The sequence below is a fragment of the Bacillus cereus group sp. MYBK101-2 genome (assembly GCF_051918845.1).
Taxonomy (GTDB): domain Bacteria; phylum Bacillota; class Bacilli; order Bacillales; family Bacillaceae_G; genus Bacillus_A; species Bacillus_A paranthracis.
In genome coordinates this window covers 23,295-37,482 of sequence record NZ_JBQAIE010000020.1, presented here as the reverse complement: position 1 = coordinate 37,482, position 14,188 = coordinate 23,295, and the positions used below count along the sequence as shown (strand labels likewise).

Sequence of the window (14,188 nt, the reverse complement as noted above, 5' to 3'; positions counted from 1 at the left end):
ATATGGCGTGGATGATTAGTGAGTTTGCAAGTGTTGGGGATGTTACGGTGCGGACGCTTCGTTATTATGACAAGATTAATTTATTAAAGCCAAGCGATTATACTGAGGGAGGGCATCGGTTATATACAAAAGATGATTTGTATGTGTTACAGCAAATTCAATCGTTTAAGCATCTCGGTTTTTCGCTTGGGGAAATTCAAAATATTATATTACAGCGGAATGTAGAGACTGAAGATTTTTTAAGACAAATGCATTTTCAAAGGGAATTGCTGTTGGCAGAGCAAGAAAGGATTGCGAAGGTGCTTTCGCATATGGATGAGATGACGAAGAAGTTTCAAAAGGAAGAACGAGTGGATGTTGCTTTGTTTTCTTCGTTTCTGCAAACTTTTATTTGGGAGAAAGAAAATAAAGAATGGTTAGAGGAACACTTTTCAACAGATAGTGTTCGAGCGTTTTATAATAATAAGGAACTAAAAGAAAAGTTTGATCGGCGATTTATGGATGTGATAGGGAAGTTGAAAAAGTATAAGGAAGAAGAGAAGGATCCGAGTCATCATGACGTTCAAGTTACTTTGAAGGGATTTTTCAATTTAATAGAAGAGGTAACAAACTATCTTGATACATCTCAAAGTGATATAGAGAGTATAACCCAAAAATCAAACCTCCCACTATCTGAATTCCCAACCCTCTTCACAACCGAAGAAGAAAACTATATAAAAGAAGCAATCCAGCAGCTTAACGCCTAGTTAAACTGCTTTTCCATTATAATAGAAGAAAAATCAAACGGAGGAAAACCCACATGCCAATCTACAACAAACTAATCCGAAATAAAATCCCACAAATAATAAAATCCAACGGAAAAACACCCACAACAAGAATCCTACCCCAAGATGAATATATAAAAGAAATCTGCAAAAAAACACAAGAAGAACTAACCGAATATCTAGAAGCAACAACAAAAGAACATAAACTCGAAGAACTATCCGACCTCCTAGAACTAATAAACGCCCTAGCTGAACACGAAGGCACAACACTAGAAGAAATCAATAACATCCGTAAAAAGAAAGCAAAAGAACGAGGCGGCTTCTCAGATAGAGTCTTCCTAATCGAAGTAACCGATAACTAGCCCCTCCTAAGCCCCTTACAAGCCCCTACCAAGTAATAAATCACTAAGAAAAAACATAACAAAAACAAAAACACCAACAAACACCGTAGTAGGAGTCGAAAAAAATTTAAAATAACACGCCAAAAACCCAGCCCTCCTTCCTATATATAGTACAAAGAGGAAATTTTCATTTTTGAATTAGGACGGGAGGAATTGGGATGGCGGTGTATCGTAATGTGCAGGTGAATTTTTGGCAGGATGATTTTGTTTTGGATTTGACGCCGGAGGAGCGGTATTTTTATGTTTATTTGTTAACTTGTTCGAAGACGACGCAGTGTGGGATTTTTCCTTTTCCGAAGCGGTTAGCTGAGATGGAGACTGGTTATAATCGGGAGACTGTTGATAAGCTTGTGCAGCGCTTCATTGATTATGGGAAGATTCTTTATGATGCGGATACGCGGGAGTTATTCGTTTTGAATTGGCTTCGTTATAATCCGGTAACAAATACGAATGTGGAGAAGTGTGTGCTTCGTGAGCTTAAGGGTGTGAAGAATAAGGAGTTTGTACATATGTTTCTTCAGAAGTGTGCGGAGGAGGAGATGAATGTTCCGATGCTGTTAGCGCATTTCGGTATGCCTGGTGATTTGGCTATGGATGATGTAGAGCCGGCTTGTGAGGAGGCAGAGGAAGAAGAGGAAGAAGAGGTTGTTCAGGAAGAGACGGGAAGTAAGGTGTTCACGTTTTATGAGCAACATTTTGGTAGTTTGTCTCCTTTTACGGTGGAGGAATTGAATGCATGGATGAATGATTTGTCAGAGGAGCTGGTGCTGAAGGCTCTTCAAATTTCGTATGAGAATAAAAATCGGAAGATGGCTTATGTGAAGGGGATTTTGCGGGGTTGGCACGGGAAAGGGTTTACGAAAGTGTGTGAGGTTGAGGCGGATGCTGCGAATTTTCGGAAGAAGGGGTCGTCTGTTAGTACGGGGGAGACGGAGGAGTTTTTGGCGAGGTGTGAGGAGTGGGAGAAGAATGCGCCGTCTGAGGAAGAGTTGCAGCGCTTTTTAGCGGAGCGCGGGTGGCGTCCATGAGTATTCAAAATGTGGAGGCGGAAAAGACGGTGTTAGGTTCTCTACTACTTGATGGAGAGCTTATTAAGGAGTGCCGTTTGACGGAGCAGTATTTTTCTATGCCAGTGCATAAGTCTATATTTCAGTTAATGCGAAAAATGGAAGGAGAGGGGCAACCGATTGATCTTGTGACGTTCACTTCTAGAGTGGATCCGAAGTTTTTGAAGGGGATCGGGGGAATGGAGTATTTTATAGGGTTAATGGATGGTGTGCCTACAATTGCCAACTTCTCTTATTATGAGGGGCTTGTTCGAGGTGCCTGGAAAATGTATCAGGCGGGTGTTCTTGGGCACAAGATGGGAGAGCGTCTTATTGCAGAGAAGAGTGAGAAAATTATTGGTGAGACGATTACGGCACTTTGTGAGTTAGAGGAGAAGGACTGTGTATGTGAGTTTGATTTGAAGGATGCGCTAGTTGATTTATATGAAGAGCTTCATCAAGATGCGAAAGAGATTACTGGTATTGAGACGGGTTATACATCGCTAAATAAAATGACGTGCGGATTGCAGGAAGGAGATTTTGTCGTTCTCGGTGCTCGTCCTTCGATGGGGAAGACAGCGTTTGCGCTAAATGTTGGACTGCATGCGGCGAAGTCTGGTGCGGCGGTTGGGTTGTTTTCGTTAGAGATGAGTAGTAAGCAATTATTGAAAAGGGTGGCTTCTTGCGTAGGTGAAGTGTCAGGAGGTAGGCTGAAAAATCCGAAGCATCGTTTTGCGATGGAAGACTGGGAAAGGGTGAGTAAGGCGTTTGCGGAGATTGGTGAGTTACCTCTTGAGATTTACGACAATGCAGGGGTTACGGTGCAAGATATTTGGATGCAAACTCGTAAGTTAAAGAGGAAGCACGGTGATAAAAAGATTTTAATTATTGTAGATTACTTGCAACTTATTACGGGCGATCCGAAGCATAAGGGCAATCGTTTTCAAGAGATTAGTGAGATTTCTCGTAAACTTAAGTTATTAGCACGTGAGTTAAATGTTTGTGTAGTAGCATTATCGCAATTGTCTCGTTCAGTAGAGTCGCGTCAAGATAAGCGCCCTCTTTTATCTGATTTAAGAGAGACAGGACAAATTGAGCAAGATGCGGATGTCATTATGCTTATGTATCGCGAAGATTATTACGATAAGGAAACGAAGCAGAAAGAGATGACGGAGATTCATGTGGCGAAGCATCGGAATGGACCTGTGGGGAGTTTTCATTTGAGATTTATGAAGGAGTTTGGGCGGTTTGTGGAGGGGAAATAGTGAAAAGACTTGCGTATTACTTTGCATATAAAATAAAGCATAAGTTTTCCAGTGTATTCACTTATGCTTTATTTTTTTGAATATGTTTCTTATTTCCCCATAAAGAAAGCTCTTCTCTCTGCAGTAATCCATTGTTCCAAGTCATCTTGGCTACGTCGGACAAGTCGATTTACTAAAACATCATGCCATACATAATCCTCTAATAAGTATATATGAACGGGGTCATCTGTATAAAAAGCAATATTACGCTCTTCAAGTGATGGGCCATAAATCATCTCTTTAGAATCTATCGATAAAATAAACCAATGTTCTGTAGAGAGGGTTTCTGTATAAGTTGTTATACGATGGGCTTCTAGATTTTTAATAGGATTTTCAACATGCAGGGTAATGCCTTGTACTGTGACTTTATCAGCTACCTCAGATAGTTCCTCTTTTAACGCTTCATACATCTCATCCCACATTGAAATGACAATACGTTGTTCTGCTTTTTTTATTAATGCCTGACAATAGCTAATGATTGTTTTGTTGTCTTTTAAAGTAATTACTCGATTATCCGTTTTTTCCTCGGAAGTTTCGAGTTTTTTTAATGAATCACTAATTCCTTCATAAGTAGACTGCCATTCTGATTGAGCTTTCTGTAAAAAGATTTCAACAGGTAGAGGTGAATAGCGAGTGGTGTCATTTATTTCTTCCTTCATGACAATTCCTTTTTCTACAAGGTTACCCAAAATCTCGTAAATTCGCGCTCTTGGGACACCTGAATCCTTACTTACTTGGTAGGCTGTAGCAGGCCCCTGTTTCACAAGAGATACATAAGATTTAGCTTCATATTCATTAAAACCAATTTTTTTAAGCTGTTGCACTATGTAGTCCACTTTTTCGTCCTCCGATGTTTGCTGTTATATTTCAACGTTACAATAACTCTTTACATTTAGCAAATTGATAGTTACTATTACAATAGTGACTAAAGGGGAGGCTACTAATATGGATTTTTATTTAGACCCATCTGTATTAATGATTTTGATTGTTTTTGGATTTGTAGCTGCATTTATTGATTCAGTTGTAGGTGGTGGCGGACTCATCGCCTTACCAGCTTTATTATTTACAGGACTGAATCCAGCAAGTGCAGTAGCCACGAATAAATTAGCATCAACAATGGGGAGTGCAACTAGTAATATTGTGTTTTATCGTTCTGGTAATCTTGATTTGAAATCGGCGTTTAAATTATTTCCAATCACTTTCATAGGTTCCATAATAGGGGCATGGACCGTTCATTTAATGAATCCAGAAGTATTAAAGCCATTAATGCTGATCATGCTCGGTGTGGTCGCTATTTATACGATATTCAAAAAGGATTGGGGAAGTATTTCCACTCATAAAAAATTGTCTGGTCGACACGTCATTATTTTTACCTTTTTTATTTTTATTATTGGTTTTTATGATGGATTTCTAGGTCCTGGTACAGGTTCATTTTTAATGTTTGCTCTTTTATTTATTGGGTATGATTTTTTAAAAGCAGCAGGTACGGCGAAGTTTCTTAATTTAGGAAGTAACGTTGGTGCATTGTTGATGTTTATGTATGTAGGGCAAGTAAACTATGTGTATGGTTTTATAATGGGAGTTGCTCAAATTGCTGGAGGAATCGCCGGCTCCAGATTTGCTATAAAAAAAGGAAGCGGGTATGTTCGCGCCCTTTTCATTACCGTAACTTGTTTGTTGTTAGCGAAAAATCTGTATGACTATGTGCAGTAAGTAATGTAGAAACAGTGAACTATGCAGGCTACATAAATATAATAATTCCTTTTAACATGTTTTAGATGCTATCTTATTCGAAGATAGCATCTAAAACAGTCTCATTTAAAAGGGAATGAAAATAATAGTAACGAATATTTTCCCGGGGGATGTTTTATCTATTCTACATTCTTTTTATAATTAACTCGTAATAAACTCTTAAAATCCACCTCAGCAATCAACACACTGACTAATATAAGTGTCGCCCCTAAGTATCCTTTTCCTGTAAGTGTTTCACCTGTGAAAACGAAAGCAAAGCCTGCGGAAAAGACAGGTTCTAATGAAAAGATAAGTCCGGTATGTGTAGGCGTTGTGTATTGCTGGGCAATCACTTGCACGATGAATGCGACTGCGGTGCAAAATATGCTTAAGGCTAAGATGATGAGCCATGAGTTGATTGTGCTAGGCAGTTTTGGCGTTTCTATAATGAATGAAAATATAAGACTAAATAGACCGACGAAACCAAGTTGCACTAATCCAAGTGCAATGGAATTCACATGTTTTGTTACGCTTCCGGTAATGATGACGTGAATCGCATAAAATAAGGCAGACAGTATGCAAAATATATCACCGTTACCGATCCTGAATTCGCTCGTTAATGTTAATAAGCCGATTCCTATTATCGTTAAAATGATTCCTACTATAACTTTCTTTTCTGGAATGTGTTTTAAAAATATAGCTGATAATATTGGAATGAAAATGACTGTGAGACAGAGTAAGAAACCAGCATTAGAAACACTCGTATACTTTGTGCCGAAAGTCGCGAAAATGTAAACGATAAATAAGATAGAAGCGAGTATAAATGCATATTTTACCGTTTCAAAATCGATTTTGAATAAATGTTTGTAAAATATTAAACCTGATAAAAGAAAGGCAATAATAAATCGTAATGCGATTAAATTGTATTCTTCTATGCCTTCAAGTCCGACCTTTGTAAGTAAGATGGATGCACCCCAAAAAAATGTAACTAATAGTAACATTAAATCCGCTTTTAATTGTAGTTTCATTTCTATTCCCTCGTTATGTATAAATTTTATAAGCCCATACCCCTATCCCCATTTTTTATTTTAATATTAATTCTGAATATTTGAAATGTAAATTTATCGACGTATTTTTCTTTTCCGAATACTGGGGAAGTATTGGTATGTATAAAAAAAAGGCCCAGTTTAGAAGGGCTTTTTTCTGTGAGATTTTATTTGTTTACATAATATCTTTACAATCATTTGATAAAATAAAGTCAACTGCATATTGTGAGGGTGGGTGGTTATCTCTTCTTTCCATTTGGAAGGAAAGGGGGGCATAATATGGAGTTTTTGTTTGACCTTGTAAAGAATTTGTAAAAGCGACTGTACGTGAAGTTTCAGCGTATTTTTTGCGGAAGCAACTTCTGGGTAACGACAACAAAAAAACCACTCCGCGCCGTAGGAAGCAAAAGGGTGGGTTTCGTAAAAAATAATAACGTATAATAACCACCACCCTATACGGTAGCAGTTAAGGAAGAGATGTTAGCGCATCTCTTCTTTTTATTATATGCCAATTTATTCGCTGTTACACTTATATAGTATTCTACGGAAAATATATCATATTCCTATTTTGGGGTCAATTTGATTGCATGATTGAAAAGGTGCAGTCTTATTCCTTTTCAAACTGAAAAATATCCCGGTTAATAAGTTGGTGGAGATACCTATCCATTTCAGCAGCAGAAACTTTTCTTTCGTTTTTAAACCACCATGCGCTTAATGAGGTGATTGCCCCTGAATAAAATTCAATGATTAGATCATTTGGCATCGTATGGTTTTTACAAAGCTGATTTAATGCCTCTATTTCTTGTTTTCTCGTTTCGTGACTTAAATACTGTGTCCGGTTAATAAATTGTTCATCAGACATTTGCGTCTCTAATATTTTACCGATTTCTTCATGATGTAGAAATTGTTCCATTACTTGAAATGGTTTACTTAATCGATCTGAAACCGGTATTTCATCAATCATCTTGCTGTATCGTTTAAATCCAAATGCTAATAAAGCGTCTTTATCTTCAAAGTGTTTATAAAAGGTTGTTCGGTGTACCATCGCGCGGTCACATATTTGGTTAACCGTGATCGTACTATATTTCTGTTTTGATTGCGTCATTAATTCAAATAAGGAATCCCATAGTAATTTATGTGTACGTCTAATACGTAAATCGAGTTGTTTTTCATTACCATTCATCTACAATTCTCCTTTTTTGTAGATTAAGTATACAGTGGCTGACAATTGATTCTCCCTTTTTAATCTACATATGTATATTATATTACATGTGTTCCGGTGTATTTAAAGTTTTTTAAGTAAGAAACAGGAGGAGAATCTGCAAATGAATATGACAACTAAGAGCCCTGTAAGTGGCAAAGTTGATACTTCTAATATGAAACATACCCCGATTTTAATTGCGTTACTTTTAGGGGCAATGGTCGCATTATTAAACGAAACGTTACTTGGTAATGCGTTAACGGTATTAATGAAAGAATTTGGCGTAACAGCTTCAACGATTCAATGGCTTTCTACAGCTTACATGTTAGTAGTTGGGGTTTTAGTCCCAATTACAGCGTTACTTCAGCAATGGCTCACAACGAGACAAATGTTTTTGATCGCTATGGTAACGTTTTTAGCCGGTACATTAATTGCGGGATTTGCGCCGACATTTTCCGTTTTATTAGTCGGCCGTATCGTCCAAGCTGTAGCGACGGGGTTAATTTCACCGTTATTAATGAATACGATTTTAATCATTTGTCCGCCTGAAAAACGTGGTGCCACAATGGGATTAATTGCACTTGTGATGATGGCAGCTCCAGCAATTGGCCCTACATTATCTGGAGTAATCGTAGACTCACTAAATTGGCGCTGGTTATTCTATATTGTTATTCCAATCGTGATCATTTCCATTATGATTGGGATGAAGTACATTCAAAATGTTTCAGAGTTAACAAGACCAAAAGTAGATTATCCATCTATCCTTTTATCGACATTAGGATTTGGCGGGCTTGTGTATAGCTTTAGTGCATCAGGTGACTTAGGATGGTCCGATGCGAAAGTATATGGTGCTTTAATTGTTGGGCTTATATCATTATGTATTTTTGTCGTTCGACAATTAAAAATTGAGAATCCAATTTTAGAATTACGCGCATTTAAAGTTCCAATGTTTACATTATCAGTTGGATTAATCGTCATTGTGATGATGTCGTTATTTTCAACGATGACTTTATTACCGATGTTCCTGCAAACAGTTTTACTCGTTACAGCTTTTAAATCAGGAATTATCATGCTTCCGGGAAGTATGATTAGCGCCATAATGGGACCAATTGCAGGTAAACTATTTGATAAATTTAGTCCGAAAGTTATTATCGTTCCCGGCATTGTGTTAGTAGGGATTGCAATGTTCTTATTTAAAGGCATTACACCTGACACATCAATGTTACAAATTATTATTATGCACAGCGTATTAATGGTTGGACTCATGTTTGTCATGACAGCACAAACATACGGTTTAAATCAATTAACACCAGATCTATATCCGCACGGAACAGCACTGTTTAATATGTTGCAGCAAGTAGCTGGCGCAATTGGTACGGCTATCTTTATTTCAAAAATGTCTTCAGGAACAACTCAGTATATGGAAAGCTCCGCAAATCCAATGGATCCAGTAGAGAAGTTAAATGGTTTAACGTCAGGATTCCAAGGTGCATTTGCACTTGGATTAGTCTTTATCGTTGTTGCATTTATCGTATCGCTATTCTTAAAAGAAGAGAAAAAGGGAGTAAAGGTAGCAGGGGTTTTACAGAACGAAAATTAAGGTTTATATAAAAAGACATCTTTTACGATATACTGTACCCTATTGAATAGACACTTAGAAAAAAGTCTATTCGATAGGGTATTTCTTGTATAATAAAAAGAAAATGAGAATCAGAGAATATTCAAAATGAACAAAAAATTATTCGCAAAAAAAGAAATGCAAAATTTATCGAAGAATCCATACGTAACGTTGTTTTGAGTTAAATCATTTTCAAACAAAACAGGAGGTGTAGTATTTACATTAAAAGAATCCGTAGATGCTGATGCTTCAGTTGCTAAAGTAGTTGTTAAAAGTAATGGTGCAGTTAATGCTAAGATTTTTTTTTCTTCATAATGTCTCCCCCTAATTACTTTTTTATTGAAAAACCATATTTAAGTTTAATAGAATTTAGATATAAGAATGTTTATCTAAATATTTTTTTGGTATAATTATCCTGTAAAAAATGTAAACTTAACGAATTGTACGATTGGGAATCATCAGAATTTTAGTTGTCATTTCTTTATAAAAAATAAGTATGTTTGTCGATTTTTTAATATATACATACCTTGCCCCCTATAGTATAATAAACGCTGTAATTATACATTATTTTCCTTAAACTTGAAGGGTTTCAATATATTATTCGTATATATTGAAATTATTCAAGTTTATGAAAAACTAATATACTGGGGGATATTTATTATGAACAATAAGCTACTACTAACACTCTCTTGTTCTGTTTTATTTATGGGGTTAGCAGCTTGTGATTCTGAACCAAAAAAAGAAGAAGTAAAACAAGCGACAACTAGAAATGGAGCATCAGAGGACTGGACAGACAACTCAAAAGATAAACAAGAAACAAAATCTACATTCAAAAAAGTTTCGATGGATCAATATATCAAAAACTATAACAAAATCAAAGAAAAAATGAAAAAAGAGGGCAAAGAAACCTTTCCCTTCGAATATGAGAAACAAGACCACTTAGTTGGCTATACGGTGTATTCCACAAAGTCAAAAACAGAATATCAATCAAAAGGATATACCGAAGTAGAAGTATATTTAAACGATGCTCGTGAAGTTGTACGTATCTCTTATAAGGGAAATGTAACAGATATGAATACCATCCAAGCAATGACAGAAGCTACTAATATCAAATGGACAAAAGAGATGGAAAACCTCGTACTCGCAAGGCAAAGACATAGCGATGGTATTAAAATGAGTAATGGTGTTAGTTTTGATGCCTATGTATCAGGCAACGATGATGAAATCAGTATAGAAATTTGGACCAATCACAATGATCGCTAACTAAAAAACAAATTAGGTCCTGATATATCTTCAAAAATAAAAACTGATTCCTTAACATACAGGGAATCGGCTAATTTCTGTCCAAAATTAGTAAGGAAGTCGACGAGATAAAAAGAGAAAGGAAAGGGGACGATCATGAGATTACAACCTACACAACCGAAAGATCCAAGAATCCGGTCGGACGAGGAAAAATTTCACACTATTGACTGCTGGATGTATACATCCATTTTTACTAGTTTGCAATACAGCAATCGGTTAAAAGTATTGATTGGTATTCTATTTACTGGTGTACTCTTTTCTTTAGCAGATTACGTTATACCTGCTCTTGGCTATATGTCGTATGACAAAACAGATTTCAGTGTATTGATTCCAATATGCGTCGTTATATTCTATGCTTTTTGCCATCTTGGGTCTGCTAGGTGGCATCAATATATCGTTCATCCTATATTATGCCTCATACTTGGATACAGTTATGCTTCCATTTTAAAAATGATTTTTCCTATTGATTTGGAATTTTTCCGTTTTTCGGTTTTACTTGCGGGCGGATTTTTACTCTTTTCCTGTTTCACGAGAAAGGTATACACCTTGCCTATGTATCTATTTAATGCCAGTGTCAGTTTGATTTGTAGCTTTTATTTATCTTATATTTTGAGTTACGTGCTGACAGGTATGAAGATTCTCCCGTACGAAACATCTTATAGCGGCCTTGCTATATTTATACTTTATTTGTTCCATTTTATATGTGGGTATCGTCACCGCTTTACCATCCCAGCCGGTATCATATCGTTTTTCGTAAGCGGCGTTGCCACTTATATATTTTACAGCATTTGGGCAAAGCAGCCATTCTCCATGGATGCTTTATTACACACACTAGTGGGCGGTTTTATCTTCACGGCGTGTTATGCGATATGCAGTTCGATTGCAACAACTTATTGCCACCAACCAAAGGCACACGTCTTTCTTCCACCGCCACCACTGGAAAAATATACAGCATATGACCAAGGATATGATGATGGGAGATACGAAGGGGAACAAGATGGATATGAAAAAGGACTGCGAGATGCTGAACGTCAAAATTATTAGACATTTGTTTCAAATAAGCCCTGTTAAATAGTAATTAAAATTAGAGTGGTTCAAGTCGAAGGAAGGCACCTTTGGGTTTCTTTTCTTTATAAACTTTATTCAATATGGGGGAGCGTCCCGAAAATACGGATTTACAACGCTAAGCCTATTTTCCTGACAAATCTTATATAGTTAAAACCATTTTTTATCAAGATATTTTTTTTAACATCGATATATAGGCCTTGAACAAACAAAAAATATAAATCGTGCATTTATTTGTTTATTTAGTTTTAATAATTTATAAAAAAATTAGCATTTCATTGGTAAAAAAAAGGAGAGTGTTTGTTAGTGGATCCATTTACTTCACGTTTTGCGAAACGATTTTTTATTACAGTTGGGTCAGCTGTAGGGTTATTTTTGATAGGAGCTATGATTAATAGCGAAGCCATAGCATTTTCTTATCTGCTTGCTTTGTTTGGGATTCCTATTTATTTTGTGATCCAGGATAAGAAAGGGAAAAACAGCTGTAAAGAGATTGTACGTAATAAGTATAATCAAAACAGTATATTGACAGTAGAAGTATATCATCATTCTGATTTTGGGTGGGGATTTCTTACGTTAACTAAAGAGGCGCTAATTTTCGTTCCCAAAAAAGGTGATATAATAAATATTCCTCACAGTAATTATTCTGATTATGGTTATAAAGGACTTGGTACTGGAAATTATATAACTACTTCGTCAAAAATTGGGGATACAAATATGAGTATTAATAATACAAGTGAGAAAAAAGCCCCTGTTTTCTACATTGCTGCACAAAACGGTAATGAAACCCATTTTCATACAAGAAAAAACAAACAGATGTTTACTGCTGTACGAAAATTACGTGGAGAGGATAATAGCAATCTTAAAACTAATTATTAAGAAATTGAAGTGCAATTATATTTTCTTTTATTAGTTTTATAATAAGTAATTAATGCGAATAAGTGTTACAAAAAACCATTTCATATTTGAAGTGAACCCGAATAGTGGCACATGAAAAAAATACCTCCTGAATTCGCATACTAAGTATGCAAATTCAATGGAGGTGTTTTTCGTTTGAAGACAAGAGTTCATTACCCAGAAGAAACAAAGAAAGTCATTGAAAAATTTCACATTCAAATATTCGAAAATAAAATAGGGAAAATTAAGAAATGTAAGATTTTTTTAAGAATCTTACATTTCCTCCGTAACATCATACCGAAGCAACTCTTCCTGATCATAAAACCTCTCAAAAATAAGCCCCATAATATAAAAGAATACTAAACCGAAACCAATATGAATGAGTGTAAAAGTAGCTCCAAATGAAGAAAATTCATACACGAGAATTGGCAATTTCGCAGTTGTCCAAACGCCTAAGAAAAATACGATGTACCGAATGCTTGCGCCTTTTTTTAATAGTAGTGCTGCAATTGGGAAGGCGACGTAGAGGGGACCCGCTGCAATGCCTCCTAATAATAGAGAAAATAAGATTCCGTATATACCTGATTTTTTGCCCATATATTTCATGAGTGTTTCTTTTTTTACCCACTGATCAAGTAACCCTACAAATAGTAAGACAGGGGGGAGGAGAAACAACATATCTAAAATGCTATTCCCTGTTAGTTGTAATGCACGCCATCCTAAAGATTGATTTATAAACGTTAATATGAAGAGACCGAGTAGTAAGATGAAAAAGAAGCGATATCTTTTTAATTCTTTCATACCATCACCATCCAAATGATATAGGAAAATAGAAGTGACATGAGCAAAGCAGATGCATTACGTGCGTAAGCAAAGCTTCGTCCGAATATTTTTTGTTCCATCGGCAAGGTTGTAATTCCTACTGACATAAGTGTAGACATAAGTGCCGCAACTTGAGGTAGCCCTGCACCGTGTTGAACTAACGTATGACCGAGAGGAAATACAACAAAGCTTGGAATAAGTGCAATGGATCCGAGTATTGCTGAATACACAATGCCGATAAAACCTGATTGCCCTCCAATAATTGAAGAGATAAAGGACGGCGTTAATATAGAAAGCGATAAGCCAACGAAAAGCATGATGGAGAGCATCGCAGGGAGAAGGTTGCGAAACATTTTCCACGACTTCATTAGAGCATCTTTCGTTTTATTGCGGTCTTTCATAAAAGAAATCCCCGTAAGAATAATGGCTAAAGTGTAAAGGATCACGCCGTTAATCATGATTGGATTCCTTTAAGTCTTTATATTTGTCTATGAAAAAGGATAAGTTCTTCATTTTTTCTTCAATGTCCATTTGAAATTCTGCCAATTGTTCCTTTCCAGCAGGCGTAATTTTGTACATCTTTCTCGGTTTGTCTTGATAATCTGTACTTACGTAAGATTCGATTGCACCTTCGTTTTCTAACTTTTTTAGCGTACGATATAAAATGGCGCTATCGATTGGATTGACGGGAAGTTCTTCCTCGCACTTTTGCAGTAATTGCCCGCCGTAGTTATCGCCCTCAGCTAAAAATAACAAAAGAAATGCACCTGTATGTCTTCCTGTATGTTTCATGGATATACCTCCTAGAATGAATTTTGATTTATACTGTTAATGACAGTATACTGTTGTTAACAGTATATGGTGCATGATGTGTTATGTCAATTTTAAAATATGTAATTCTTCAGAAGAAAAATAATCAGTTTAATTGTAATTGTTTTCTGATTTTGTTGAGTGACAAAATTTAAGCATGCGGCTTTCTCGTTCAAATGTT

Annotated in this window: 15 protein-coding genes; 9 read left to right on the top strand and 6 right to left on the bottom strand. The window is 36.2% G+C overall.

Going from position 1 to position 14,188, the window contains the following annotated elements; translation table 11 throughout:
* The first annotated feature begins 2 nt into the window (after positions 1–2).
* The 4 genes from ACTFSI_RS25260 to dnaB all read left to right on the top strand — a co-directional run bounded on the left by ACTFSI_RS25260 (position 3) and on the right by dnaB (position 3,476).
* Positions 3–746, top strand: coding sequence for a MerR family transcriptional regulator (locus tag ACTFSI_RS25260; protein ID WP_440045716.1), 744 nt, complete (start codon positions 3–5; stop codon positions 744–746).
* A 53-nt stretch (positions 747–799) separates the two neighbouring features.
* Positions 800–1,126: a nucleoside triphosphate pyrophosphohydrolase gene (locus tag ACTFSI_RS25255; RefSeq protein WP_440045715.1), complete on the top strand. Its 327-nt coding sequence runs from the start codon at positions 800–802 to the stop codon at positions 1,124–1,126.
* 197 nt (positions 1,127–1,323) lie between these two features.
* On the top strand, positions 1,324–2,193 hold the full coding sequence (locus tag ACTFSI_RS25250; RefSeq protein ID WP_440045714.1) for a DnaD domain-containing protein: 870 nt from the start codon (positions 1,324–1,326) through the stop codon (positions 2,191–2,193).
* On the top strand, positions 2,190–3,476 hold the full coding sequence (gene dnaB, locus ACTFSI_RS25245) for a replicative DNA helicase (protein WP_440045713.1): 1,287 nt from the start codon (positions 2,190–2,192) through the stop codon (positions 3,474–3,476). Before ACTFSI_RS25250 ends, dnaB begins: the two co-directional genes overlap by 4 nt.
* An 89-nt stretch (positions 3,477–3,565) precedes the next feature.
* Here the strand turns inward: dnaB and ACTFSI_RS25240 are convergent, their stop codons facing one another.
* Complete coding sequence (locus ACTFSI_RS25240; RefSeq protein WP_440045712.1) at positions 3,566–4,351, bottom strand: TrmB family transcriptional regulator; 786 nt, start codon at positions 4,349–4,351, stop codon at positions 3,566–3,568.
* Between the two features lie 109 nt (positions 4,352–4,460).
* Here ACTFSI_RS25240 and ACTFSI_RS25235 point away from each other — a divergent pair, with 109 nt between their 5' ends.
* Entirely contained in the window at positions 4,461–5,228 is a 768-nt protein-coding gene (locus ACTFSI_RS25235; protein WP_000348441.1) for a TSUP family transporter, read from the top strand.
* Between the two features lie 158 nt (positions 5,229–5,386).
* On the opposite strand, the gene ACTFSI_RS25230 is transcribed toward ACTFSI_RS25235, so the two are convergent.
* Positions 5,387–6,274 (bottom strand): DMT family transporter, encoded by an 888-nt coding sequence (locus tag ACTFSI_RS25230; RefSeq protein ID WP_440045711.1) that lies wholly within the window; start codon positions 6,272–6,274, stop codon positions 5,387–5,389.
* Positions 6,275–6,899: 625 nt separating this feature from the next.
* Entirely contained in the window at positions 6,900–7,475 is a 576-nt protein-coding gene (locus ACTFSI_RS25225; protein WP_277617232.1) for a TetR/AcrR family transcriptional regulator, read from the bottom strand.
* 142 nt (positions 7,476–7,617) lie between these two features.
* Between ACTFSI_RS25225 and ACTFSI_RS25220 the strand changes: the two genes are divergently transcribed.
* From ACTFSI_RS25220 to ACTFSI_RS25205, 4 genes are all read left to right on the top strand, one after another.
* Positions 7,618–9,093, top strand: coding sequence for an MDR family MFS transporter (locus ACTFSI_RS25220; RefSeq protein ID WP_440045710.1), 1,476 nt, complete (start codon positions 7,618–7,620; stop codon positions 9,091–9,093).
* 678 nt (positions 9,094–9,771) lie between these two features.
* The gene (locus ACTFSI_RS25215; RefSeq protein WP_138322398.1) at positions 9,772–10,374 is read left to right on the top strand and encodes a hypothetical protein; all 603 of its coding nucleotides are present in this window, start codon (positions 9,772–9,774) and stop codon (positions 10,372–10,374) included.
* Positions 10,375–11,043: 669 nt separating this feature from the next.
* Entirely contained in the window at positions 11,044–11,457 is a 414-nt protein-coding gene (locus ACTFSI_RS25210) for an RnfABCDGE type electron transport complex subunit D (RefSeq protein WP_139895675.1), read from the top strand.
* Positions 11,458–11,784: 327 nt separating this feature from the next.
* Positions 11,785–12,357 (top strand): hypothetical protein, encoded by a 573-nt coding sequence (locus ACTFSI_RS25205; RefSeq protein WP_440045709.1) that lies wholly within the window; start codon positions 11,785–11,787, stop codon positions 12,355–12,357.
* A gap of 291 nt (positions 12,358–12,648) precedes the next feature.
* On the opposite strand, the gene ACTFSI_RS25200 is transcribed toward ACTFSI_RS25205, so the two are convergent.
* Genes ACTFSI_RS25200 through ACTFSI_RS25190 form a run of 3 tightly spaced genes read right to left on the bottom strand, consistent with a single transcriptional unit; the run spans position 12,649 to position 13,989 of the window.
* Positions 12,649–13,176, bottom strand: coding sequence for a permease (locus tag ACTFSI_RS25200; RefSeq protein WP_440045708.1), 528 nt, complete (start codon positions 13,174–13,176; stop codon positions 12,649–12,651).
* Entirely contained in the window at positions 13,173–13,655 is a 483-nt protein-coding gene (locus ACTFSI_RS25195; RefSeq protein ID WP_000606991.1) for a hypothetical protein, read from the bottom strand. The genes ACTFSI_RS25200 and ACTFSI_RS25195 overlap by 4 nt, the downstream gene beginning before the upstream one ends.
* Positions 13,648–13,989 carry a PadR family transcriptional regulator gene (locus tag ACTFSI_RS25190; protein ID WP_138322393.1) on the bottom strand — a complete coding sequence of 114 codons (342 nt, stop codon included), beginning with the start codon at positions 13,987–13,989 and terminating at the stop codon, positions 13,648–13,650. Before ACTFSI_RS25190 ends, ACTFSI_RS25195 begins: the two co-directional genes overlap by 8 nt.
* Positions 13,990–14,188 lie beyond the last annotated feature (199 nt).

Bases quoted from the DNA above. Each gene is read 5' to 3' on its own strand.
- ACTFSI_RS25260 (WP_440045716.1), top strand. From the start codon at position 3: ATGGCGTGGATGATTAGTGAGTTTGCAAGTGTTGGGGATGTTACGGTG.
- ACTFSI_RS25255 (WP_440045715.1), top strand. From the start codon at position 800: ATGCCAATCTACAACAAACTAATCCGAAATAAAATCCCACAAATAATA.
- ACTFSI_RS25250 (WP_440045714.1), top strand. From the start codon at position 1,324: ATGGCGGTGTATCGTAATGTGCAGGTGAATTTTTGGCAGGATGATTTT.
- dnaB (WP_440045713.1), top strand. From the start codon at position 2,190: ATGAGTATTCAAAATGTGGAGGCGGAAAAGACGGTGTTAGGTTCTCTA.
- ACTFSI_RS25235 (WP_000348441.1), top strand. From the start codon at position 4,461: ATGGATTTTTATTTAGACCCATCTGTATTAATGATTTTGATTGTTTTT.
- ACTFSI_RS25230 (WP_440045711.1), bottom strand. From the start codon at position 6,274: ATGAAACTACAATTAAAAGCGGATTTAATGTTACTATTAGTTACATTT.
- ACTFSI_RS25225 (WP_277617232.1), bottom strand. From the start codon at position 7,475: ATGAATGGTAATGAAAAACAACTCGATTTACGTATTAGACGTACACAT.
- ACTFSI_RS25220 (WP_440045710.1), top strand. From the start codon at position 7,618: ATGAATATGACAACTAAGAGCCCTGTAAGTGGCAAAGTTGATACTTCT.
- ACTFSI_RS25215 (WP_138322398.1), top strand. From the start codon at position 9,772: ATGAACAATAAGCTACTACTAACACTCTCTTGTTCTGTTTTATTTATG.
- ACTFSI_RS25210 (WP_139895675.1), top strand. From the start codon at position 11,044: ATGAAGATTCTCCCGTACGAAACATCTTATAGCGGCCTTGCTATATTT.
- ACTFSI_RS25200 (WP_440045708.1), bottom strand. From the start codon at position 13,176: ATGAAAGAATTAAAAAGATATCGCTTCTTTTTCATCTTACTACTCGGT.
- ACTFSI_RS25195 (WP_000606991.1), bottom strand. From the start codon at position 13,655: ATGATTAACGGCGTGATCCTTTACACTTTAGCCATTATTCTTACGGGG.
- ACTFSI_RS25190 (WP_138322393.1), bottom strand. From the start codon at position 13,989: ATGAAACATACAGGAAGACATACAGGTGCATTTCTTTTGTTATTTTTA.